This is a genomic window from Achromobacter sp. ACM04, assembly GCF_014851465.1.
Classification (GTDB): Bacteria; Pseudomonadota; Gammaproteobacteria; order Burkholderiales; family Burkholderiaceae_B; genus Achromobacter; species Achromobacter aegrifaciens.
In genome coordinates this window covers 1-22283 of sequence record NZ_JACUZS010000002.1, presented here as the reverse complement: position 1 = coordinate 22283, position 22283 = coordinate 1, and the positions used below count along the sequence as shown (strand labels likewise).

Annotated in this window: 21 protein-coding genes and 1 rRNA gene; 13 read left to right on the top strand and 9 right to left on the bottom strand. The window is 66.0% G+C overall.

Features of this window, described 5'->3' with window-relative positions:
• Position 1 precedes the first annotated feature (1 nt).
• Together IB259_RS10740 and IB259_RS10735 are read left to right on the top strand one after the other, a co-directional pair.
• Entirely contained in the window at positions 2–823 is an 822-nt protein-coding gene (locus IB259_RS10740; protein WP_192328948.1) for a shikimate dehydrogenase, read from the top strand.
• A gap of 5 nt (positions 824–828) precedes the next feature.
• Positions 829–2427 (top strand): GMC family oxidoreductase, encoded by a 1599-nt coding sequence (locus IB259_RS10735; RefSeq protein WP_192328946.1) that lies wholly within the window; start codon positions 829–831, stop codon positions 2425–2427.
• 107 nt (positions 2428–2534) lie between these two features.
• On the opposite strand, the gene IB259_RS10730 is transcribed toward IB259_RS10735, so the two are convergent.
• From IB259_RS10730 to IB259_RS10710, 5 genes are read right to left on the bottom strand one after another with little or no spacing between them, the layout of a single operon-like run.
• Positions 2535–3548, bottom strand: coding sequence for a proline racemase family protein (locus tag IB259_RS10730; protein ID WP_054457809.1), 1014 nt, complete (start codon positions 3546–3548; stop codon positions 2535–2537).
• Between the two features lie 36 nt (positions 3549–3584).
• Positions 3585–4376, bottom strand: a complete 792-nt coding sequence (locus IB259_RS10725) for an ABC transporter permease (protein WP_054457808.1) — start codon at positions 4374–4376, stop codon at positions 3585–3587.
• Positions 4373–5221, bottom strand: a complete 849-nt coding sequence (locus tag IB259_RS10720) for an ABC transporter permease (RefSeq protein ID WP_054457807.1) — start codon at positions 5219–5221, stop codon at positions 4373–4375. Before IB259_RS10720 ends, IB259_RS10725 begins: the two co-directional genes overlap by 4 nt.
• On the bottom strand, positions 5218–6267 hold the full coding sequence (locus IB259_RS10715; protein ID WP_054457806.1) for an ABC transporter ATP-binding protein: 1050 nt from the start codon (positions 6265–6267) through the stop codon (positions 5218–5220). The genes IB259_RS10720 and IB259_RS10715 overlap by 4 nt, the downstream gene beginning before the upstream one ends.
• Before the next feature lie 13 nt (positions 6268–6280).
• Positions 6281–7333, bottom strand: a complete 1053-nt coding sequence (locus tag IB259_RS10710; RefSeq protein ID WP_192328943.1) for an ABC transporter substrate-binding protein — start codon at positions 7331–7333, stop codon at positions 6281–6283.
• A gap of 152 nt (positions 7334–7485) precedes the next feature.
• Here IB259_RS10710 and IB259_RS10705 point away from each other — a divergent pair, with 152 nt between their 5' ends.
• The 6 genes from IB259_RS10705 (at position 7486) to IB259_RS10680 (ending at position 12253) form a co-directional block, all read left to right on the top strand.
• On the top strand, positions 7486–8541 hold the full coding sequence (locus tag IB259_RS10705) for a GlxA family transcriptional regulator (RefSeq protein ID WP_225590506.1): 1056 nt from the start codon (positions 7486–7488) through the stop codon (positions 8539–8541).
• A 63-nt stretch (positions 8542–8604) separates the two neighbouring features.
• Positions 8605–9315 carry a glutathione S-transferase gene (locus tag IB259_RS10700; RefSeq protein WP_175214323.1) on the top strand — a complete coding sequence of 237 codons (711 nt, stop codon included), beginning with the start codon at positions 8605–8607 and terminating at the stop codon, positions 9313–9315.
• Between the two features lie 182 nt (positions 9316–9497).
• Positions 9498–10934: a methyl-accepting chemotaxis protein gene (locus IB259_RS10695; protein WP_125472974.1), complete on the top strand. Its 1437-nt coding sequence runs from the start codon at positions 9498–9500 to the stop codon at positions 10932–10934.
• Between the two features lie 104 nt (positions 10935–11038).
• Positions 11039–11263: a DUF1653 domain-containing protein gene (locus IB259_RS10690; protein WP_054457802.1), complete on the top strand. Its 225-nt coding sequence runs from the start codon at positions 11039–11041 to the stop codon at positions 11261–11263.
• A gap of 4 nt (positions 11264–11267) precedes the next feature.
• On the top strand, positions 11268–11885 hold the full coding sequence (locus IB259_RS10685; protein ID WP_119450657.1) for a PolC-type DNA polymerase III: 618 nt from the start codon (positions 11268–11270) through the stop codon (positions 11883–11885).
• 8 nt (positions 11886–11893) lie between these two features.
• Complete coding sequence (locus tag IB259_RS10680) at positions 11894–12253, top strand: nucleotide pyrophosphohydrolase (protein ID WP_119450658.1); 360 nt, start codon at positions 11894–11896, stop codon at positions 12251–12253.
• A 30-nt stretch (positions 12254–12283) separates the two neighbouring features.
• Here the strand turns inward: IB259_RS10680 and IB259_RS10675 are convergent, their stop codons facing one another.
• Positions 12284–12574, bottom strand: a complete 291-nt coding sequence (locus IB259_RS10675; protein WP_054457800.1) for an antibiotic biosynthesis monooxygenase — start codon at positions 12572–12574, stop codon at positions 12284–12286.
• A gap of 454 nt (positions 12575–13028) precedes the next feature.
• Between IB259_RS10675 and IB259_RS10670 the strand changes: the two genes are divergently transcribed.
• Positions 13029–13493 carry a hypothetical protein gene (locus tag IB259_RS10670; RefSeq protein ID WP_054457799.1) on the top strand — a complete coding sequence of 155 codons (465 nt, stop codon included), beginning with the start codon at positions 13029–13031 and terminating at the stop codon, positions 13491–13493.
• A 44-nt stretch (positions 13494–13537) separates the two neighbouring features.
• On the top strand, positions 13538–14212 hold the full coding sequence (locus IB259_RS10665; protein ID WP_119450660.1) for a hypothetical protein: 675 nt from the start codon (positions 13538–13540) through the stop codon (positions 14210–14212).
• A gap of 47 nt (positions 14213–14259) precedes the next feature.
• On the opposite strand, the gene IB259_RS10660 is transcribed toward IB259_RS10665, so the two are convergent.
• On the bottom strand, positions 14260–16668 hold the full coding sequence (locus tag IB259_RS10660; RefSeq protein ID WP_192328941.1) for a DUF3772 domain-containing protein: 2409 nt from the start codon (positions 16666–16668) through the stop codon (positions 14260–14262).
• A 233-nt stretch (positions 16669–16901) separates the two neighbouring features.
• A complete protein-coding gene (locus IB259_RS10655) occupies positions 16902–17822 on the bottom strand; it encodes a LysR family transcriptional regulator (RefSeq protein ID WP_192328939.1) in 921 nt (306 codons plus the stop codon).
• Between the two features lie 240 nt (positions 17823–18062).
• On the opposite strand from IB259_RS10655, the gene IB259_RS10650 reads away from it, so the two are divergent.
• A complete protein-coding gene (locus tag IB259_RS10650) occupies positions 18063–19580 on the top strand; it encodes an acetyl-CoA hydrolase/transferase family protein (protein ID WP_119450663.1) in 1518 nt (505 codons plus the stop codon).
• 131 nt (positions 19581–19711) lie between these two features.
• On the opposite strand, the gene IB259_RS10645 is transcribed toward IB259_RS10650, so the two are convergent.
• Positions 19712–20656, bottom strand: coding sequence for a LysR substrate-binding domain-containing protein (locus tag IB259_RS10645; protein WP_119450664.1), 945 nt, complete (start codon positions 20654–20656; stop codon positions 19712–19714).
• A gap of 120 nt (positions 20657–20776) precedes the next feature.
• Here IB259_RS10645 and IB259_RS30990 point away from each other — a divergent pair, with 120 nt between their 5' ends.
• Together IB259_RS30990 and IB259_RS10635 are read left to right on the top strand one after the other, a co-directional pair.
• Complete coding sequence (locus IB259_RS30990; RefSeq protein ID WP_225596842.1) at positions 20777–21082, top strand: hypothetical protein; 306 nt, start codon at positions 20777–20779, stop codon at positions 21080–21082.
• 871 nt (positions 21083–21953) lie between these two features.
• A 16S ribosomal RNA gene (locus tag IB259_RS10635) occupies positions 21954–22283 on the top strand; the annotation flags it as partial.

Below are 22283 nucleotides of genomic sequence, written 5' to 3'. Positions count from 1 at the left end.
CATGAAGGAAATCACCGGCACCACGCGCCTGTTCGGCATCCTGGCCGATCCCATCCACCACGTGAAGACGCCGCAGCGCATGAATGAGCATTTCGCCGCCATCGGCTTCGACGGCGTGTGCGTGCCGTTCCACGCCCGGCCGGACAACCTGGCGGAGGTGGTCGCCGGGCTGCGGCGGCTGGAGAACCTGGGCGGCGTCATCGTCACGGTGCCGCACAAGACCGCGATACTGGACCTGGTGGACGACGCCACCCCCGTGGCGCGCAAGATCGGCGCGGCCAACGTGGTGCGCCGCGAGGCCGACGGCAAGCTGGTGGCGCACATGCTGGACGGCGAGGGATTCGTGCGCGGCCTGCAAAGCGCGGGCGTGTCGCCGCAGGGCAAGAGCGCCTATCTGGCGGGGGCGGGCGGCGCGGCCAACGCTATCGGTTTCGCGCTGGTCCAAGCCGGCGTGTCGCGGCTGACCATCGCCAACCGCACCGCGGCCAAGGCCGAGGATCTGAAGGCGCGCATCCTGTCGCTGCATCCTGGCGCCCGGATCGATGTGGGCACGGCCGACCCCTCGGGGCATGACCTGGTGGTCAACGGCACTTCGCTGGGCATGAAGCCGGACGATGCCTTGCCGCTGGACGCCAGCCGCCTGACGCCGGACCAACTGGTCTGCGAAGTCATCATGCAACCCAAGGACACGGCCTTGCTGCTGGCGGCGCAGGCCCGCGGCTGCAAGGTGCACTACGGCGCGCCGATGCTGGCCTGCCAGATCGAGCTGATGGCGCAGATGCTGGGCGTGGCGGCGGACCAGCCGGCCGACGCAGGACGCTGACGGGTATGAGCGACTACGACTTCATCATTGCCGGGGGCGGCACGGCGGGCTGCATCCTGGCCAACCGCCTGAGCGCCGACGGCAAGTACCGCGTGCTGATGCTGGAGGCCGGGCATGAAGCCCGCAGCATGTGGATCTCGATCCCGGCGGGCTTTTCCAAGCTGCTGGTGAACCCGGAATACAACTGGCGCTTCGCCACCGAGCCTGAAGACAACGTCCATGGCCGCAGCATCGCCGTGCCGCGCGGCAAGGGCGTGGGCGGTTCGACGCTGATCAACGGCATGATCTACGTCCGTGGTCAGCCGCAGGACTACGACGGCTGGGAGGCGGCGGGCGCCACCGGCTGGGGCTACAACCAGGCCGAGCGCATCTTCCGCAAGATCGAATGCTACGAACCCGGCGACGCCAGCCGCGGCAAGAACGGCCCCATGCATCTGGAAGAAGTCGCCGAACGCTTTCCCATATCGGATGCCTTTCTGCAGGCAGCGCAAGAAGACGGCCAGCCCTTGAATCCCGACTACAACGGCGGCAGCCAGGAGGGCGTGGGCTACTACCAGGTGCTGCAGCATCGGGGCAGGCGCTGGAGCGTGGTGGACGGGTACTTGAAGCCCGCCTCGGGCCGCAGGAATCTCAGCGTGGAATGCGGCGCGCACGTGACGCGGCTGGTGTTCGAGGGCAAGCGCTGCGTGGGCGTGGCCTATCGCAAGAACGGACGGGAGCACATCGTGCGCGCGCGGCGCGAGACGCTGCTGTGCATGGGCGCGGTGCAGTCGCCGCAACTGCTGGAGCTGTCCGGCGTTGGCAATCCCGCCTTGCTGCAGTCATTCGGCATCGCGCCGGTGCTGGCGCAGCCGCAGGTGGGCGAGAACTATATCGACCACTTCGCCACCCGCATGAACTGGCGGGTGAAGGGCACGGTGACGCTTAACGAGATGTCGCGCGGCTGGCGCCTGGTGCAGCAGGTGGCGCGCTATTACTCCAGCCACAAGGGCATCCTGACCCTGGGCACGGGGCTGGTGCACGGCTTCGTCAAGAGCGCGCCGGACCTGCCCGCGCCCGATGTGCAGTACTTCTTCGTGCACGCCAGCTACGCCAATGCGGCCGAACGCATCCTCGACCGGCATCCCGGCATGACGATAGGCGTGGCGCAGCTGCGGCCCGAGTCGGTCGGATCCATCCACATCAAGTCGGCGGATCCGCAGGCGGGACCGGCGATCCGCCCCAACTTCCTGTCCGCCCAGGTGGACCGCGACAGCCTGGTGGGCGGCATGCAGGCGGCCCGGCGCATCGTCGGCCAGCCGGCCATGCGGCGCTATGTCGAATCGGAGATCAGCCCCGGCGCGGCGGTGGACAGCTACGACGAATGGCTGGACTTCGCGCGGCGCAATGGCCAGACCATCTACCACCCGATAGGCACCTGCCGCATGGGTTCTGACGCCGCCGCAGTTACCGACGTGCGCCTGCGGGTGAACGGCCTGTCCGGCCTGCGCGTGGTGGATGCCTCCGTGATGCCGAAGATGGTGTCTGGCAACACGCAGGGCGCCGTCATGATGGTGGCCGAGCGGGGGGCGGAGATGATCCTCGAGGATGCGGCTCGGGAATAGGTAAGCCCGCCGCGCGATGGGCCTTTCGCCGCCGGGCCGCCCCAAGGCGAAAGGGCCCCCCTGGGGGCAGCTAGCGCACCTAGTGCGCGCGGCGTGGGGGCAACACCTTAGCGGATGAGGAAGCCTGCGCCGACCGGGTCGTTCTTGTCGATCACCCAGCGCGCCGTGCCCAGGATGCTGGCCGTGCCCTTGACCGTGGGACGCACGGCGCGGGTGCCGTTCAGGTCCACCTCGCCCAGCAGGCAGCCTTCGAACACGCCGCTGCCCAGCAGGCCTTCCGACTTGATCGGCTGGTTCAAGCCCATCTTGCCGCGCGCTTCGAACATGGCCATCATCGCGCTGGTGCCGGTGCCGCCGGGCGAACGGTCCAGCTGGCCGGCGCTGAACACGTGCACGTTCTTGTAGAACGCGCCTTCGATGGTCGGCTGGTGCCAGAAGGTGATGAAGTTCAGGTTGTTGATGTGGGCCTCGGTCGGGTGCTGGATGCGGTGGCGGGCATTGAGCTGGTCGCGCACGATCAGGCCCATGCGCGACAGCTCCGTGCCGTTGTCCGGCGAGATGCGCAGGTCGCAGCCCGACAGGTCGACGATGCCGAAGTAATTGCCGCCCCAGACGATGTCGGCCGACAGCTTGCCGTAGCCGGGCAATTCCACCGGAATGTCCTGCGCGGCCACGTAGGCAGGCACGTTCTCGAAGCGCGTCCACAGCACGTTGTCGCCCTCGGAAGCCACTTCCGACACGACCAGGCCGGCGGTGGTTTCAAAGCGGATCTTGGTGATGCCGTCCTTGCCGCGGGGCACCAGGCCGTTGGCCACCATGGCCATGCTGACCGCGATGGTGCCGTGGCCGCACATGTGCGAATACTCGGTGCCGTCGATGTAGATCAGGCCCGCGTCGTATTCGGGGCTGGACGGCGGCGTGAGGAACACGCCGAACATGTCCTTGTGGCCGCGCGGCTCGCGCATCAGCGCCTTGCGCAGCCAGTCGTAGTTCTGCTCCAGGAAGGCGCGCTTCTCCAGGATGGTGGAGCCGGCGGGGTAGGGGATGCCGCTATGCACGATGCACAGGGGCTCGCCTTCGGTATGGGTATAGATGACATCGAACGCGTCTTGCTTGCGCATGACTGTGGCTCCAGACAGTAGGGTAGGGAAGAAAGGTTATTTGCCGCGTTCGGACAGCATGTCCAGCCCGACGGTCAAATCCAGGATGACGATGGCGATCACCGCAACCACGATCGTGGCGCCCGATACGGCTGCGATGGTCGGATCTATCGTGTATTGCACGTAGTTGAAGAGCTTCACGGGGATGGTGTTCAAGTCCGCCGTGGTGTTGAAAATCGACAGCTCCACGTTGATCCAGGAAGAGATGAACGCGAAGATCGAACCGGTGACGATGCCTGGGCGGATCTGCGGCAGCACCACCAGGAAGAAGGTCGTCCACGGGTTCGCGCCCAGGTCGGCCGAGGCTTCTTCCAGCGCGCGCTGCTCCGGCGTCAGCAGGGTCAGCGTGGACCGCAGCACGAAGGGCGCGATGATGACGATGTGCCCGATCAGCAGGGACAGGAAGCTGCGCGTCAGGCCGAAGTACGCGCCGTATTGCAGCAGCGCCGCGCCCAGCACGATGTGCGGCAGCACCAGCGGCGACATCAGGACCGAGGTCAGCGCGGCCTTGCCCGGGAACTCGTAGCGCGCCACCGCCAGCGCCGCTGGCACCGTCAGCAGCACGGCCGCGGCCGTGGCCGCCAGCGCCAGCACCGTGCTGGTCGTGAACGCGGCGACGTAGCCGGCCTCGATCAGCAGCGTGCGGTACCACTCCAGCGTGAAGCCCTTGGGCGGAAACGCCAGGTAGGGCGTGGACGTGAACGAGGAACCCAGGATCACCACCAGCGGCAGGGCCAGGTAGGCCAGTACCCCCAGGGCGACCAGGCGGATCAGGTTGCGGGCGATCATCGCGCGGCTCCCGGCAGGACGGCGGCGCGGTTGGCAAGCGCCACCAGGATCAGGGTGAACACCAGCAGCACCATGCTCAGCGCGCCGCCGTAATGGAAGTCGAACACCGTGCTGTACTGCTGGAAGATCAGCATCGACAGCACCGACACACGTCCCCCCGACAGCAGCGCAGGCGTCACGTAGGCGCTGACGGCCAGGGTGAAGACCATGATGGCGCCGGACACCACGCCGGGCAGGGTCAGCGGCCAGGTGATGTGGAAGAAGGTCGCCGTGGGACTTGCGCCCAGGTCGGCCGAAGCCTGCTCGCAGGCGGGATCGACCCGCGCCAGCGCATTGCCCACCGCCAGCACCACGAAGGGCAGCAGCACGTAGACCATGCCGATCAGGATGCCCAGCTCGGTGCCGATGAAACGCATCGGACGGTCGGCGATGCCCGCGCCCACCAGGGCCTGGTTGACCAGCCCGTTGCGGCCCAGCAGCACCATCCAGCCGAAGGCGCGCACGATATTGCTGGTGAACAGCGGCACCACCAGCAGGATCACGCAGAAGCGCCGCCAGGCCTGCCAGCGCACCACGCGTACCAGATACCAGGCCAGCGGATAGCCCAGGATCACGCAGGCGACCGTGGTGAAGAACGCCAGCCGGAAGGTCACCAGGATCACGTCCCAGTGGTACTGGTCGCCCAGCACGCGCAGGTATTGCTGCGGAGTCAGGGTCAAGCCATCGGCGCCGCCGGTGATGCTGGCCAGCGCCACCACCGCCAGCGGCGCCAGGAAGAAGGCCGCGAAGAACAGCACGGGAGCCGCCAGCAGCAGGCCAGGCGAACGCCAGGCGCGCGCGTTCATGGCCGTTCACCGATCAGGTGCAGGTGTTCCGGCGCGAAAGCCAGGCGCGCCGCGGCGCCCGGGCCCAGCCCCGACGGCGCAATGCCGCCGTGGCGCGCCACCAGGACCTGTCCGCCGATGTCCACGTGGATCATGCAGTGGCTGCCCACGTTGATGACGTCGGTGACCGTGCCGTTCAGCGCAAGCGCCGCCGATTCATCGGCCAGGCGCAGATCCTCGGGCCGCAACACCGCCACGCCGCGCGCGGGCGCGGCCTTGCCCGGGAACGGCACGCGCAGTCCCTGGGCATCCAGCTGCAGCACATCGCCGTTGGCGGTGTACGGCATGAAGTTGGCGTCGCCGATGAACTCGGCCACGAAGCGGGTGGCGGGATGCCTGTAGATCTCGGTCCCGCCGCCCACCTGTTCGATCTTGCCCGCATGCATGACCACCACCCGGTCGGCCATGGTCATGGCTTCTTCCTGGTCGTGCGTGACGAAGATGAAGGCGATGCCCAGCTTGGCCTGCAGGTGCTTGAGTTCCAGCTGCATGCGCTTGCGCAGCTTCAGGTCCAGCGCCGACAGCGGTTCGTCCAGCAACAGCAGCTTGGGCTGGTTCACGATGGCGCGCGCCAGCGCCACGCGCTGCTGCTGGCCGCCGGACATTTCGCGGGGATAGCGCGGACCGAAGTCCGCCAGGCCCACCATGTCCAGCGCCGACCGGGCGCGCCCGGCCGCTTCCTGCTTCGACGCGCCCTGGCGCCGCGGGCCATAGGCCACGTTTTCCAGCACGTTCATGTGCGGAAACAGCGCATAGTTCTGGAACACCGTGTTCAGCGGCCGGTGGTGCGCGGCCAGGCGGCTGATGTCCTGGCCTTCAATCAGGATGCGGCCCGATTCGGGCCTGAGAAATCCGGCGATCGAACGCAGCAGGGTGGTCTTGCCGCAGCCGCTGGGACCAAGCAGGGCCACGAACTCTCCCTGTTGGATCTCCAGATCGATGCGGTCCAGCGCCTGATAGGCGCCAAAGCGCATCGACACGCCTTCAATGGTAAGCAAAGCGGACATGTTCTATCCCGGTCTAGCGCTTGCGGGCAACCTGGCGGTTCCAGGCGTCCGTGACCTCGGCGCGGCGGCTGTTGATGAGGTTCCAGTCGAACAGGCTCAGGTTCTTGACCGAGCCGTCCGCGCCCCAGGGCAGCTTGCGCGCCACGTCCTTCGGCACCTGCACATCCTTGACGGCGGGGCCCAGGTACAGGCGCGTGGCCAGGCAGGCGGCGGCATCCGGCGTGAGCGCGGTGTCGATGAACTTCTGCGCGGCCGCCTTGTTCGGCGCGTTCTTCACCAGATGCAGGCGCGCATCCGTGGCCCAGGCGCCTTCCTTGGGCACGGCGAAGCCGATGGGCAGTCCCTTGTCGATCAGATCCCAGGCGCCCACGTTGAAGTGCGCGCCGATGATGGCCTCGCCGCTCTGGTAGGCGTTGGTGGCTGCGCCCGAGCTGTCGAAGAACAAGGCCGTGTCCAGCGACGCAAGCTTGGCGTACAGCGGCGCCAGGTTGGAAGGATCGACAGAGAACACCCGCGCCAGGAAGAAGATGAACGGCACGCCCGACGAGTTCGCCGGCGAAGGAATGGCGACCGCGCCGGCATACTCGGGCTTCCACAAGTCCTTCCAGCTGGCGGGGGGCTGAGGCACTTCCTTGGTGTTGTAGGCGATGCCCAGCGAGTAGTAGCCGGTGCTGACCGCGTAGGGGCTGTCGCCATTGCGGTACACGCCCTGGTCGATGACGTTCTTCAGATTGGGAATGCCGGCGGGATCCAATGCGTCCAGCACGCCGGCTTCCGCGGCCAGTTCGCTGATGCCGCCGTCCATCCACGCCACGTCTATGGTGGGCGCGCCCTTCTGCTGCTGCAGCTTGGCCAGCGTGGTGGTGGACGTGCCCACTTCCGGCACCACAGTCACGCCGGTGGCCTTGGTGTAGGGCTCGGCGACGCAGGCGCGAAACGCGTCGCCCCAGTTGCCGCCGTACCAGGCGACGGTGATCTTCTGCTGCTGGGCCAGCGCCTGGCCGGCGGCCAGCAGTCCGGCTCCCAGCAATGCGGCGCGCAGCGCGCGGCGGGTAGGTGTTGCCATGTCGGATTCCCCTTGTCGATTTATCGGGTCCGGTCTGCCTGCGCCGGCGGGCGCTGCGGGACGGAGCCATAGGTGCATCTTGGGCGATCCCCGGGAAAACCAGCTTGAAGGCCTGGGACAAAAACTTGAATAATTGCGACATGGAAACCGCTATGCCCGCCTCGACGTCGTCTTTCTCCTATGACGGTGAGTGCAGCGCCCTGCCTCAGGGGAAACCCGCACTGACCGTGGGTATCGTGCTGCTGGACCAGTTCACGCTGGCCGCCTTTGCCGGATTGGTGGACGTGTTGCGGCTGGCGGGCGACCACGGTGGACGCAGCCGCCAGATCCATACTGCATGGCGCGTCATGAGCTGGGACGGCAAGCCGCGCTGCTCCAGCGCGGGCCTGACCATAGACGTGGCCGATGGCCTGCCCGAAGACCCGGCCCAGTTCGACTACATAGCGGTCTGCGGCGGCAACGACTACTTCAACGGCCGCCTGCCCGACCCCCTGCGCGACTGGCTGCAACTGGCGGCGGCGCAGCGCGTGCGGCTCTTGGGCATCTGCACCGGCACCTTCGCGCTGGCGCAGGCTGACGTCATCGGGCCGCGCACGGTCTGCGTACACTGGAATGTGCTGGACACCTTTCGCGAACGTTTTCCGCAGACGCGGGCGGTGGTGGACCGGCTGTTCGTGGATGAAGGCGACCTGATTTCGTGCGCAGGCTCCACGGCCGCGATCGACCTGGGGCTGTACCTGGTGGCCCGGCATTGCGGGCGCGACAAGGCCCAGCAGGCGATGCGGCACATGATGCTGCAAGGCGTGCGCCCGGGGCGGGTGCCGCAGGCGCATTTCCACACGGACCTGTCGGGCATCCAGGATCTGCGCGTGCGCCAGGCCGCGCACTTCATCGAGCAGCGTATCGACAACCCGCCGCCGCTGGATGCGATTGCGCGCTACGTCGGCGTCGGGCGCAGGCAGCTGGAGCGCGCCTTCCGCCTGGCCACTGGCATGTCGCCGATGGCGTTCCAGCGGCAATTGCGGCTGGAATACGGCAGCTGGCTGCTCTTGAACAATCCCAGCAGCATCACGCAGATCGCGCTGGACTGCGGGTTTGCGGATGGCGCGCATTTCTCGCGCGATTTCCGCGCGCATTTCGGCCAGTCGCCGCGCCAGTATCAGCAGGCCGCCGGCCGCGACGGCGGAGTCAGCGTGTTTCCCGCCTGAGGCGTCTGCACGGCTCGTTCCGGCGCCGGCAGGCCCTTGGGCTTATCAACGGAAGGAGACGACATGACCTATGACCTTTGGTACTGGGACGGCATCCCCGGACGCGGCGAGTTCGTGCGCCTGGCCCTGGAGGCCGGCGGCATTCCGTATCGCGAATGCGCACGCCAGCCCGGCGCGGACGAAGGCACGCTGGTGGCGGACCTGAGTTCGGCGCGCAAGCATCCGCCGTTCGCGCCGCCATATCTGGTCGCGGGCAAGATGACGCTGGGGCAGACCGCCAACATCCTGCTGTTCCTGGGCGAAAAGCACGGCCTGGCGCCGGACTCGCAGGAAGGGCGGCTGTGGGTGAACCAGCTTCAGCTCACCATCGCCGACATGGTGGCCGAAGCGCACGACACGCATCATCCGATATCCGCCAGCGAGTACTACGAAGACCAGAAGACCGAGGCCGCGCGCCGGGCGCGCTGCTTCCGCGAAGAGCGCATGCCCAAATTCCTGGGCTACTTCGAACTGGTGTTGGGCGGGCCGCAGGCCTGGCTGGCGGGCGGCAAGCGCTGGACCTATGTGGACCTGTCGTTGTTCCATCTCGTGGACGGCCTGCTCTACGCCTTTCCGAAACGCATGGCGACCCTGGCCGTGCGTTATCCGAACGTCATGGCGTTGCATGCGCGCGTGGCGGCGCTGGCGGAATTGCAGTCCTACTTCGACAGCGGCAGGCGCCTGCCTTTCGGGGAGGGGATTTTCCGCCAATATCGCGAATTGGACGCGGCTTGAGTCCGGATAAACCCTGGTGTTGCTGAATCCCTATTTTTTTGATGGGTGTCTTGAAAATCTTGAGACCCGCTCATTTTTAAGATTAAATATTTGCAAATTGTTAGATAAATATTTCCATTTGTCTCGCGGCAGATAGGTCGAACGGCATCAAACCACCCGGACGCCGGGCAGGAGACGTCAAGATGAAATGGATCACTCTCAGCCAACTGCTACGCCTGGACCGTGGCATGCAGAAGGCAGACATGCTCGGGCAGATCGCTGCGATCCACAACGCCCAGGCCGTCATCGAGTTCGACCTGGACGGCCACGTGCTGGCGGCGAATTCGAACTTCCTGGACACCATGGGCTACGCGCTGGACGAGATCGCGGGGCAGCACCACCGCATGTTCGTCGACCCGGCGGAGCGCGCATCGGCCGCCTACGCGGAATTCTGGAACCGGTTGCGGCAGGGGGGCCGCGATGCGGGGCGCTACCGCCGCATCCGCAAGGATGGCAGCGACGTCTGGCTGCAAGCCTCGTACAACCCGATCTACGACCGCCATGATCGGCTGGTCAAAGTGGTCAAGTACGCCGTCGACATCACCGCGCAGCAGCAGCGGCAGGCGGACGTGGAAGGCCAGTTGGCGGCGATCTCCAAGGTCCAGGCCATCATCGAGTTCGAACTCGACGGCACCATCATCCGCGCCAACGATTTGTTCCTGGGTGCGGTGGGCTATCGCGCGGACGAAATCCAGGGACGTCATCACAGCATGTTCGTCCCGCCCGAGGAGGCGCGCGGCGAGGCATACAAGGAGTTCTGGCGCAGGCTGCGCAACGGCGAGCATGACACCGGGCAGTACCTGCGCATCGGCAAGGGCGGCCGCCAGGTCTGGATCGAAGCCAGCTACAACCCGATCTTCGATGCCGAGGGCCGGCCGGTCAAGGTCGTCAAGTACGCCACCGACATCACGCGGCGCTTTACCGCCGCCCAGACCTTGCGTGTCGCGGTCCAGGGACTGACCGAAAACGCCGAACGCGCGGGCCAGGCCAATACGCTGGCGTTGGACGCCTGTCGCGTGGCCGAGCAGGGCGGCCATACGGTGCAGGAAGTGGTGCAGACCATGGGCGGCATCACCCAGAGTTCACGCCGCATTTCGGAAATCATCGGGGTCATGGACGGCATCGCCTTCCAGACCAACATCCTGGCGCTGAACGCCGCCGTCGAGGCCGCGCGCGCCGGCTCGCACGGCAAGGGCTTCGCCGTGGTCGCGGCCGAGGTCCGCAGCCTGGCGCAGAACAGCGCGGCGGCGGCCAAGGAGATCAAGGACCTGATCACTTCGTCGGTGCAGCAGGTCGAGAGCGGCGCGCGCCAGGTCCAGTCGGCAGGCTCGACCATGGACGATATCGTCGCATCGTCGCGCCGCGTGACTGAAATCATGGCGGAGGTGGTCGAGGTGTCGCTGGCCCAGTCCGCCAGGCTCGGCGAGGTCACCGAGGACATCACGCAGCGGGCAGGAGAGCCCGCGCGCACCGCGCCGCCCACCGCCGCGGTCAGGCCCATGGCCCCCGCTCTGCGGGCCAGGCCGGCCGCCAATGGACCGTTGCAGCCGCAGGTCGAGCGGCAATACATGCGCTACTGAGCCGGCGCCGCCGGGCCGATGCGCTATAAAGACGGTATTGATCTGAACCCGCAGGCCCGGGCAGGAACCCTCCGCCCGGGCCGCGCCATTTGCGGCCACCAACCATGACCGAATCCGAAGCACTGGCTCTCGCCTCGCACCGCCATTACAAGGGCGGCCTCTACCTTTATGTGGGCACCGCCCGCCACTCCGAAACCGAGGAGTCCCTGGTGGTCTATGAACACTTGTGGCCTCACGAGCGCGGCTTGTGGGTGCGTCCGGCCGATATGTTCTTCGGTCAGCTGCCCGACGGCACGCCCCGCTTCGCGCCCTTGCGGCCGGTGGAGTAAGGCCGTGGCGTTCTATTACCGGCGGCCGCGCGCAAGCGGCGCTGCGCCTGCCCGCGCAACGGGCGCAAAGGCCGGCAGCGAGGCGCTGGCGGCCGCGTTGCAGGCATTGCGCGGCCCGTTCATCGTCGCCGACTTGGAAACCACCGGCCTGTCCACCGCCACCTGCGAGATCCTGGAGTTCGCGGCGGTGCGCGTGGGCGCGGCAGGCGCGCTTGAGCGGGAGTACACGCAGGTCGTGCGCACGCGCGGACCAGTGCCGTCCTTCATCAGCCGCCTGACCGGCATCACGCAGGCGGAAGTCGACCGAGACGGCGTGCCGGTGGCGCAGGCGTTTTCCTCCTTCCTGGATTTCGTGGAAGACCTGCCGGTGTTTTTCCATAATGCTTCGTTTGACCGGCGCTTCCTGGGCGCGGCGGCGGACCAGACCGGCCTGCCGTTCGCCAACTCGACCCATTGCACGCTGGCGCTGGCGCGGCGCGCATGGCCGGAGCTGCCCTCGCACAAGCTGGAAATCCTGGCGCGCCATGTCGGCGCCTCGGATCCCACCCACCGCGCGCTGGCAGACGTGCGCACCACCGTGGCCGTGGCGCTGGCGGCAAGCTCCCGCCTGGCCGCGGGCTAGGAGTTTCGATGTCCGACCTGGAACATATCCGGCTGGCCGTGCGCCGGTTTACCGAAGAGCGGGAGTGGCAGCCCTTTCATACGCCCAAGAACCTGGCGATGGCGCTGGCCGGAGAGGCGGGCGAACTCGTATCCCTGTTCCAGTGGCTGAGCGAGGCCGAGTCGCGCAAGATGCCGCCCGAGAAGCTGGCGGACGCCGCGGACGAAATAGCGGACGTGCAGATGTACCTGGTGGCCCTGGCGGACCAGCTCGGCATCGATATCGCCGACGCGGTCACGGCCAAGATGGTCAAGAATGCGCGGAAATATCCGGCGGATCGGTTTCGCGGCAGCGCGCGCAAGTACGACGATCCGCCTGAACAGTCCTGACTCGCGCGCGGCGCGGCCAGGCCGGCCGCCTCAGAGCACTTTTTGCTCGTGATGCACCTGGGGCGGTTCGACGAAAAAGCCCGCCACCAGCTTGCGCCATTCCTGGAAATCGCTGGATTCGCGGAAATCCACCATGTGGTTCTCTACGGTTTCCCAAGCCACGACCAGCGTGTAGCGCTGCGGCTGTTCGATGCTGCGGTACAGCTCCATGCCGTGGCAGCCGCGGGCCCGCAAGAACAACGGTTTCGCCTGCGCGACGCCCGCCTCGAACAGCGCTTCCTGTCCTTCGCGGACATGGATGCTGGCAATCTCCTGGATCATGGTCTGGTCTCCAAACAGATGAGGCCGGGTAGCGCCCGGCCGGCCGCCGTAGTATCGCTGAAATTTCCGCGCCGGGCGTGTTTCGGACCCTGCCGCTTCCGTTGTGCGCGTTAGGGAAATTGCCCGAGGCGGCCACCCTCATTCCCATCCATAAAGTTGAACCCGGGCGCGCGCGCCGCGTGGCTTGCGCCGATTCCCTCGTCCATACGCACGGCCGCCGCGCAAGATCGCCGCAAATCTGGCCGATTGTTTTACAGCTTGGTGTCGTCCATCGGGACTCGGTCGCCCGTTTAGGCGATATCGACTTGCCTAGGACGGAGCAATCATTCCGTACCAATACGAAAGTCCCACGCCTTTCGTCATTGTCCAGGCGTGGCGCTGAGCGGTAACGGTCCGCGCCGGTCGGTCGCCGGTAATCGTGAATCCGTGCATGCACGGAGCAGGAGGAGCTGAAATGAAAAAGCTCATGGCAGTCGCCGCGTTGTCCTTGTTCGCTGTCTCGGCCTATGCGGACCCTGGTGGCTCAATCACGGGTCACGCGGGCGCAATCAATGGCACCGCGTCATCCATCTCCACGGGCAGCTCCGTGGCCGCCACCCAGATCAATGGCTACGGTTCATCCACCCAGGTGTCGTTCGGCATGACAGGCGGCGTTGCGGAAGTGGGCGGCAGCTTCAGCCGCGATGGCACGCAAGTGGTCACCAGCACGCGCCAGTACGCCAATAGCGATTCGTACGGCCATGTCTCGGGCAACGCGCCCATCATGGTGGGCGACAGCATCGCTAACGGCAGCGCCACGTTCGCCAAGACGGATACCAGCGCTTCGGCGACGGGTTCGTTCCATGCGGTGAATGTGGGTGCGTTCGGGTCGATACACGGCATCGGCCCGGTGGGCCATGTCGGCGGTTTCAATCACTGACCCAGTTATCCGGACGGCTTCGGCCGTCCGGGCGAGGGGACATCATGAAGACCATAGTGCTTGCCATTTCCCTGTCGCTGGCGGCGGTGTCCGCCAGCGCCCAGACCAGCAGTTCCAGCGCGACGACATCGGCATCCTCGGGATCGACCAACGCCGGCAACAATCAGGGCATCACGCTCAACTCCAGCAACAGCGGGTCCAGCACGCTGCGCAGCGTGCCGCCGCTGGGCGGACAAAGTTTCTACGGTTCTTTCTCGTCCGACAGCTGCATGGTTTCGGCGGGCGGAGGCGGCGCCGTTGTCGGCTTCGGCATGAACATAGCGATCCCGATCGAGGACCAGAAGTGCAGCCTGCGGCGCAACTTCGAGCGAACCATGCAGGCGGCCGCCTCGACCAGGGATGCGGACCGTTCGCGCCGTCTGGAGACCGCGGCCATCGACATCCTGTGCCAGACCGACGATCGCACCAAGGCGGCGCTGGTGGCGCAGGGGCTGTGCACCAATCCCGCGTTGACGACAGCGGATCACCGCTTCGACAGCAATGCGGTCGCGCAGGCGGCGCCGCCTGCCGGCGGCCCGGTCCTGGCTGACCGGCCTGTGCCGCCCGCGCCTCCTGCGCCCGAGGCGCAAGCCTATCCGGTGCGCAGCGTGCAGAGCGCCGCGCTGGCGTCGCCGCCGCTGCGCAACCGAACCTATACCGATCTGTACACGCCGGGCTGATGCTGGGGCCCGCTCGTCCCGGCGGGGCGGGACAAGGGAGGGATGATTCAGGATTGGGCGGGCGGCGGTACGGCGAGGGGAGCCGCCGCCGGCTGGGGGGCCGACGCCAACAGCATGGTGGGCGGCGAAGATACTTCCAGGCCCGCGTCATGCAGGCGCTTGAGCAGGGTGAACAGCAGGGCGCTGCGCACGCCGTAGGCCGCCCGGGGGGAGGACACGTAGCCCTTGGCGTTGAAGACCAGATTGCCGCCTTCGATGCCATCCAGGAAGACGTTGGGCGCGGGCGTGTCCAGCACGTCTTCGTGGTCGGAGAAGGCCTGCAGGATCAATTCGCGCACCTGTTCGGCATCGGTGGAGAGCGGCAAAGGCAGCTTGATCTGCACCAGCCCCAGCGGGTTCGAGCGGGTCACATTGCGTACGGTTTTGGTGACGAACTCCGAATTCGGCACGATCACCGTGGAGCGGTCCCCCATCTGGATTTCCGTGGCGCGCACGTTGATGCGCAGGATGTCGCCCTCGACGCCGCCTAGCGACACCCAGTCGCCCACCTTGACGGGGCGCTCGGCCAGCAGGATCAGGCCGGACACGAAGTTCTGCACGACCGCCTGCAAGCCAAAACCGATACCCACCGACAGCGCGCTCGCGATCCACGCCACGCGTTCCAGGCCGATGCCCGCGGCCGAAAGCGACAGCGCCACGGCGATCACGAAACCTGCATAGCCGAACAGCGTGGCTGCCGACAACTGCATGCCCGGGTCCAGTTCGGTCGTCGGCAGGTAGCGGTTGGACAGCCAGCGCTTGAGCATCTTCACGGCCAGCAGCGACAGCGCCAGCACCAGCAGCGCCTGCAGCACGGCGCCGGGGCGGATCTGGGCTTCGCCGATGGCGAGTCCCTTGCGCAGCTGGTCGAAGCGCTGCAGCAGGTCCATCGGCGCTTCGCCGAAGGGCGCGGCCAGGAGAATCACGGCCAGCAGGCCGACCGCCACGCGGCCCACGCCCGACAGCAGCACGGCGGCCTGGTCGCGCATACTGGGCGCTTCGTGCTCGCCGCCGTCGCGGTGCGAGGTGCCGAGCAGCGTGCTGAAGCCGTCCTCGATCAGCGTCGACAGCAGATAGGCGGAGGCCAGCACGATCAGCACCCACAGCACCTGCTTGACCATGAAACTGCCGAACGCCACATAGCCCGCCAGCAGGCTGGCCAGGCTCAGGATCAGCACGGTCCACACCGCTCCCAGCAGCAGCGAGACCCAGAACGGGATCGGCGTCTCGCTTTCTTGCATGGCCTGGCGCCGCAGCCGGCGGCTGATGGCCAGCACCGCGCCCAGCATCGCCATGGTCAGGACGGCGACGATGCCGGTCAGTGTGATGGTGGTGGTCAGGCTCGCGTTCAAGAGCACCGGCAGTCGCTCGGCCAGCCAGATCATCACCACCAGCACGCCCAGCACGGCGGGCAGCCAGCGCAGGCGCGCCGCCACGATGTCGCTGACGGGCGGCAGGCGCCACGACGGCCGGTTCGCGGACAGGAGCGCATAGCCCAGGCCGGACACGTAGCCGCCGAAGCAGACCGTTCCCACCAGGTTCGCGAGCAACGACGAGGTGTTGTCGCTCAGCTGCGAATTCCAGTCCAGCCCGATATGAATCAACAGCGCGACGACGCCCGGCGTGGCGACGGCCAGGACCACATGCGTGACCGCAAGAAAGGAGCGGCGCAGGCGCCCCGGCGGCACGCGCGTGGCGGTTATCCGCAACAGGACCCGGCCGATGGCGATACGCAGGGCGATCGTCAGCGCGATCGCCGCGCCCAATAGCAGCCAGCCCCATTTCGGCGTCTGGCCGACCGCGGTAGCGAGGTCGTCGCGCAGCGCTTCCAGCCGTTCGAGGTCGCGCGGGAACTCCTCGCGGAACTCGGTCCAGAATTGGTCGGACAGGAACGAGTCGCGTCGCTCGCCCAGGCGCGCCTGGAACTGCTTGCGCCGCTGCGCCGATATCTGTTCGGCCGTTTGCCCGGCATCCACGGACAGCAGCCTGGCCAGCTTGATCTGCGCATCCAGCGCCCGGCTGGTCTTGTCCAGTTGCATGCGCTGGGCCGCAACGTCGGACGCTTCCTTGACGCCTTCGGGCGGCGTGCCCAGTTCGCTCAAGCGGGCCGTCACGCTGGCCAGCTGGGGCGTCAGGCCCTCGGCGGCGGCGTCGGCCTTGGACTGGATGTCCAGCGCGTCGCCGCGCTGCTTCACCAGGGTGGCGTCATCGGTCTCGTCGGCAACGCGCTTGCGGATGTCGTCGATCTGTTTGCGCGCGGTTGCCAGCGCCGCTTCCGTGTCGGCGGGCGTGGGCGGCGCCGCGGCATGGGCCGGCAGCAGGAAAAGGACTAGCAGCAGCGCCGCAATCAGCGTCGTGAAAATCGACGCGCGGGCGCGGTGAGGCCGCGCGCGCAGGGGAATGGAAGTCTGTGTCATGTTCTGGGGCGAGTCGCTCGCATTCGAGGCGGGAGCATAGCAAGCCGCCGCCTCATTCGTTGCAACAAAAACGAGCGCTACGGCCCTATTTGTTTTGGCGTGCTCGGCGGCTATCCCGCGGGCGCGGACCAGGGATAGAAATAGGGCCGGATAGGCGACGGAAGGCCGCTGGCAGGGCGTGCCGGGCGCGGCGTCCGCAAACCATATTTACGAGGTCAACGTTTGGATTCAACTCAAACAGCACGGACGCTCGGCGCGGCCCGCTTTTTGGGCTTGCCCAGTACCGCGTCGCATACCTCCAGCCAGGCGCGGGCGGCATAGGACAGATAGCTGGACTGCTGCCAGATATGGCCGACTTCCCATTGCATGCCGGACTTGGCCAGCTTGGCGGTGCTCAAGCCGCGCGTTTTCATGCGCTGCATCAGGGGCTCGGGCAGTAGCGCCACGCCCAGGCCCGCCGAAGCCATTGCCACCAGGAAGTCCCAGTGCGCGCTCTGGGCCGCGATGCCGGGCTGGAAACCGGCATCGGCAAACGCCTGCCGCAAGCGCCGGGTCATGGCGAAGTCGTCCGTGGGTATCAAGAGGCGGGCGTCGCGCAGGGCGGAGAGCGGCAGCGAGGTCTTGCCGGCCCAGGGCGCGTCGGGCGGGCCGATCACCCAGATCGGGTAGCTGCCGAAGGGCTGGGCGGCCAGGCCGCCGTCCGGCGCGATCGGCAGTATGGTCGCGCCCACTTCCAGTTCCCCGCTCGCCACCAGTCCTTCCACGGCCTGGCCGGTGCCTTCGCGCAGGGTCAGGTGTATGCCCGGATGCAGTTCACGGAAGCGCTTGACCACCGGCGTGAACAGCAGGTTGATCATGGGCGGGATGCCGACTTCCAGCGCGCCCCGGCGCAGGTCCGCGGTCTGGCGCAGTTCTTCCGATAGTTGGCGCATCGTTTCCAGCACCTGCAGGCCGCGCTGGTACATGACCCGGCCGGTATCGGTGGGACGGGCTGTGTGGCCGTCGCGGATCAAGAGCGGCGTGCCGGCCTCTTCTTCCAGCTGGCGGATCATCTTGCTCACCGTCGACTGCGTCACGAACAGCGTCTTGGCAGCCTGCGTGAAGCTGGCGTGCCTGACGGTTTCGACGAAGTACCGCAATGCGCGCACGTCCATGGACCGGAATTCCCTCGCGCGTTGCGCGCAAAACATTCAAACGATGAAAAAAGCGACTTGTTTGGATGATTTTAAGTCATTACGAGATTTGAGCCGGCCTTCCTATACTGCGGAAAATTCGTTCCCGGGCCGCCTCGAGTCGGCCCTGGAGCCTTGGGAAACGCCGCGTCAGACGGCGCCTGGGCGCATGGCGGCAATGCCGCGCCCCGCCGCACGTAGGCCCTTGAATCTGGAGACACCATGCATCTCGACCGTATCCGCCACCCTGGGCTGCGCGCCAAGATCACTTCCGCCGATCAGGCGGCTTCGCTGGTACAGGACGGCATGACCGTCGGAATGAGCGGCTTCACCCGCGCGGGCGACTGTAAATCGGTGCCGGCGGCGCTGGCAGCCCGCGCCGAGCGCGAACCGTTCTCCATCACCCTGATCACCGGCGCGTCGCTGGGCCATGACACGGACAAGATGCTGGCGCAGGCCAATGCGCTGGCGCGCCGCATGCCGTTCCAGGTCGACACCACCCTGCGCCGCAAGATCAACCAGGGTGAAATCGCCTTCATCGACCAGCATTTGTCCGAAACCGTCGAGCAGTTGCGCGCGGGCCATATCGGCCCCATCAACGTGGCCATCATCGAGGCCGCCGCCATCACCGAGACCGGCGCCATCGTGCCGACCATGTCGGTGGGCAACTCCGCCTCCTTTGCGCAGCAGGCGGACGTCATCATCATCGAGCTGAACATGGGCGTGCCCGCCGCCATCGAGGGTCTGCACGATATCTACGTGCCCGAAGCCCGCCCGGCGCGTCAGCCCATCGGCCTGGTTTCTCCCGACCAGCGCATCGGCCAGTCCTGCATTGAAGTGGACCCGGCCAAGATCGCCGCCATCGTCATCACGCAAGAGCCGGACAGCCCGTCCAATGCCTTGCCGCCCGACGAGGAAACCAATGCCATCGCCGGCCACATCAATGATTTCCTGCGCCGCGAGGTCGACGCCGGTCGCCTGACTAACGAGCTACTGCCCTTGCAGGCGGGCATCGGCACCATCGCCAACGCGGTGCTGCACGGCTTCGAGTCGTCCAGCTTCGAGAACCTGACGATGTACTCGGAAGTGCTGCAGGACAGCGCCATCGAACTGCTGGACCAGGGCAAGCTTGCATTCGCGTCGGCCTCTTCGATCACGGTGTCCAAGCCCGTGTACGAAAAGATCCTGGCCAACATGGAGCACTACCGCGAGCGCATCGTGCTGCGCCCGCAAGAGATCAGCAACGCGCCCGAGATCGTGCGCCGTCTGGGCATCATCGCCATCAACACGGCGCTGGAGTTCGACATCTACGGCAACGTCAATTCCACGCACGTGGGCGGCACCCACATGATGAATGGTATTGGCGGTTCGGGCGACTTCGCGCGCAACGCGCACCTCGCGATCTTCGTGTCCAAGTCCATGGCCAAGAACGGCGACATCTCCAGCGTGGTGCCCATGGTGTCTCACGTCGACCACACCGAGCATGACGTGGACGTGCTGGTCACGGAATGCGGCCTGGCGGATCTGCGCGGCCTGGCGCCGCGTGAACGCGCGCGCGCGGTCATCCAGAACTGCGTGCATCCGTCCTACCGCGACGCCCTGCAGGACTATTTCGACCGGGCCTGCGAGCGTGGCGGCCAGACGCCGCATCTGCTCGAAGAAGCGTTTTCCTGGCACCAGCGTTTCAATGAAACCGATACGATGCGGCCAGCCAGCCCGGCTGCGCGCAAGGTGGCCTGAGGCCCGCCGCAAAGTGTGACTGCCGCCGCCGCGGCGCCTGCCGGTGTTTGCGTGCGTAGCGCATCCCGGCTTGCGGACCGTGGTTTCCGCTGGCGCCGCGATTTGGTAGAGGTAAAGCAGCGGAGGCTGCTTTACCTTTTTTTTGCCTGGCCTTTCTTGCCGGGGCCGGACTTGGGGGCGCTCAGGTTTTCGCGCGACATCTCCAGCTCGTCGCGCAGCCACTGCTTCAGTTCCACCAGCGGCGCCCAGTCGCGCAGGCTGGGCCGGTAGACCAGGTGATAGGTCTGCGCCTGTTCGTACTCGATGCTGATCGGGGAAATCTGCACCAGCCGGCCCGAGCACAGCGCGTCCGCGGCCAGCAGTTGGCGTCCCAGCGTGATGCCCAGGCCCTGCTCGGCGGCCTGCATCATCATGCCGGCATCGTTGAAGGAGGCCACCGGCGTGATGGGCGTGTCCAGCCCTGCGGCGCTGAACCAGGTTTGCCAGAGCTCGCGCTCGCCCAGCAACGGTTGGCGCGCGAGCGTCTGCGGCGAATGATCGGGGAGCGCCGCCGCGGTTTCCGGCGATGCGAGGACGATCAGGGGCAGGGGCGTGTCGAACAAGGTCTCCGATTCCACACCCGGCCAGGGGCCGCGCCCAAAACGCAGCGCGGCATGAAAACCGTCGCGCAGCAGATCCACCACTTGCTGCGAGGTCTCGATTTCCAGCGTCAGGCCCGGATTGCGCTCGCGCCACCGCGCCATGCGCGGCAACAGCCAGCGTTGCGCGAAAGAAGGCAGCACCGACACACGCAAGCGTTGTTCACTGCCCGAGGCCGCGGCCGACGCTGCCATCGTCCCTTCATCCAGCAGCGCCATGGCGCCCTGCACACTGCACAAGAGCGCGGCGCCAGCGGAATTCAGGACGATGCCCCGCCCGCTGCGCTCGAACAGGGGAAAGCCCAGTTGGGTTTCGAGCACCTTGATCTGCTGGCTGACGGCGCTGTGGGTCAGATGCAGCCTTTCGGCGGCCGCGCGCAGGTTCTGCAATTCGGCCACGGCGCGGAAGGCGGGGAGGGTGCTGAGCGGCAGGCGCATGGAGAAGACCCAGTAAGAGATTGGTCATCATAGCTTACCGATACCCCCAAAACAATTCGATTTTCAGCCGAGTATTGGGCGACTACGCTTACCAAAGTGCATAAACACCTGGAGCCCATCATGTCCGCACAGCTTTGCACCCCGTCTTCTTCCGCCCTGGCCGCCATTTCCAGGGATCGTCAGCAGTCCGCCGCCCAGCCCGTCACGGCGCCGTCCGCCGAATTGGCAGCGCCCCGCGTGGGATTCATCGCGATGCTTGCGGCCGCCTATCGCAAGCGCCGCAATGAAGCGCGCCTGCGTCATCTGGCTGCCGATCTGGATGAGCACATGCTGCAGGATCTGGGCGCACCCAGATGGCTGATGAACGAAGCCGCAGTCAAGCGCGACCTGGCGCGCTTGCGCGACGCGGACTACCTGCGCTGGTAGCCGGGGCCTTTTGCCCCTGATGGGCGCCCCACCCGGCGTTATTGTCTACTCCCCCCGCGGCCCCGCCTTCTATATATAGAAGGCGGGGCCGCGCGCTTGCCAGGGAGATGACCTGTCTTCCAGCTATATATAGCCTAGCGGGTGGTGCAAGAGCGGCGCCGCTAGCGGGGCGCTGCAGATCGCGGAGACATCTGGAACAAATATTTGGCTGCACGGCATGACGCGCAGAAAACTTGTGCTATAGTCTCGCTCCTTCGCAGTTCGGACGGTTTTGAACCGCGAAGCCAAGCAAGCACAACAGGTCGGGCAAGAGGATTCGAGCCAGGTCTGCCGCAAAGCAGTCAGAAATGAATGCCCCGCGGTTATTGCAAGGATTGCAGCAAGTTAGGCAAAAGCCAGTTGCACAATCTGCAAAAATCGTGTTATAGTCTTGGGCTTGGCAGTTGCCGAAAACTTAGGGTTAACCCTGATATTTCGATAGCTGCTAAGAGAGGCAGGCCTGAAGAGGTCGCAAGCAAGAAAGCGAAACGCAGTATGTGACGCCGACTTGACAAGCGAAAAAAACTTCTTCATAATCTCATTTCTCTGCTGCAAACAACGCGGCGCCAGCGAAAGCGGCGTAGCGAAGCGAGCAGGCAGTAAGTAGTACAGAATTTGGCAGTACCGCTCTTTAACAATTAAACAACCGATAAGTGTGGGCGCTTGATGCGAGTGCATAGTGACTTCGGTCACAAGCACAATGAAATCAAGTGCTCACTAGAAGTGAAGTACCTTAGATGTCAAGTCTAAGCACATACCTCACTTCCTTTGAGTAGCGACGTATGACTCGACCCTTTCGGGGGTTAAGAAATACGAAACAAATACAGAGATTAAACTGAAGAGTTTGATCCTGGCTCAGATTGAACGCTAGCGGGATGCCTTACACATGCAAGTCGAACGGCAGCACGGACTTCGGTCTGGTGGCGAGTGGCGAACGGGTGAGTAATGTATCGGAACGTGCCCAGTAGCGGGGGATAACTACGCGAAAGCGTAGCTAATACCGCATACGCCCTACGGGGGAAAGCAGGGGATCGTAAGACCTTGCACTATTGGAGCGGCCGATATCGGATTAGCTAGTTGGTGGGGTAACGGCTCACCAAGGCGACGATCCGTAGCTGGTTTGAGAGGACGACCAGCCACACTGGGACTGAGACACGGCCCA

Coding starts and splice junctions, on each gene's coding strand:
- IB259_RS10680 (WP_119450658.1), top strand. CDS start 11,894: ATGTCCGACCTGGAACATATCCGGCTGGCCGTGCGCCGGTTTACCGAA.
- IB259_RS10670 (WP_054457799.1), top strand. CDS start 13,029: ATGAAAAAGCTCATGGCAGTCGCCGCGTTGTCCTTGTTCGCTGTCTCG.
- IB259_RS10665 (WP_119450660.1), top strand. CDS start 13,538: ATGAAGACCATAGTGCTTGCCATTTCCCTGTCGCTGGCGGCGGTGTCC.
- IB259_RS10740 (WP_192328948.1), top strand. CDS start 2: ATGAAGGAAATCACCGGCACCACGCGCCTGTTCGGCATCCTGGCCGAT.
- IB259_RS10650 (WP_119450663.1), top strand. CDS start 18,063: ATGCATCTCGACCGTATCCGCCACCCTGGGCTGCGCGCCAAGATCACT.
- IB259_RS10690 (WP_054457802.1), top strand. CDS start 11,039: ATGACCGAATCCGAAGCACTGGCTCTCGCCTCGCACCGCCATTACAAG.
- IB259_RS10705 (WP_225590506.1), top strand. CDS start 7,486: ATGCCCGCCTCGACGTCGTCTTTCTCCTATGACGGTGAGTGCAGCGCC.
- IB259_RS10725 (WP_054457808.1), bottom strand. CDS start 4,376: ATGATCGCCCGCAACCTGATCCGCCTGGTCGCCCTGGGGGTACTGGCC.
- IB259_RS10700 (WP_175214323.1), top strand. CDS start 8,605: ATGACCTATGACCTTTGGTACTGGGACGGCATCCCCGGACGCGGCGAG.
- IB259_RS10660 (WP_192328941.1), bottom strand. CDS start 16,668: ATGACACAGACTTCCATTCCCCTGCGCGCGCGGCCTCACCGCGCCCGC.
- IB259_RS10720 (WP_054457807.1), bottom strand. CDS start 5,221: ATGAACGCGCGCGCCTGGCGTTCGCCTGGCCTGCTGCTGGCGGCTCCC.
- IB259_RS10715 (WP_054457806.1), bottom strand. CDS start 6,267: ATGTCCGCTTTGCTTACCATTGAAGGCGTGTCGATGCGCTTTGGCGCC.
- IB259_RS10675 (WP_054457800.1), bottom strand. CDS start 12,574: ATGATCCAGGAGATTGCCAGCATCCATGTCCGCGAAGGACAGGAAGCG.
- IB259_RS10645 (WP_119450664.1), bottom strand. CDS start 20,656: ATGCGCCTGCCGCTCAGCACCCTCCCCGCCTTCCGCGCCGTGGCCGAA.
- IB259_RS10730 (WP_054457809.1), bottom strand. CDS start 3,548: ATGCGCAAGCAAGACGCGTTCGATGTCATCTATACCCATACCGAAGGC.
- IB259_RS10710 (WP_192328943.1), bottom strand. CDS start 7,333: ATGGCAACACCTACCCGCCGCGCGCTGCGCGCCGCATTGCTGGGAGCC.
- IB259_RS10695 (WP_125472974.1), top strand. CDS start 9,498: ATGAAATGGATCACTCTCAGCCAACTGCTACGCCTGGACCGTGGCATG.
- IB259_RS10735 (WP_192328946.1), top strand. CDS start 829: ATGAGCGACTACGACTTCATCATTGCCGGGGGCGGCACGGCGGGCTGC.
- IB259_RS10655 (WP_192328939.1), bottom strand. CDS start 17,822: ATGGACGTGCGCGCATTGCGGTACTTCGTCGAAACCGTCAGGCACGCC.
- IB259_RS30990 (WP_225596842.1), top strand. CDS start 20,777: ATGTCCGCACAGCTTTGCACCCCGTCTTCTTCCGCCCTGGCCGCCATT.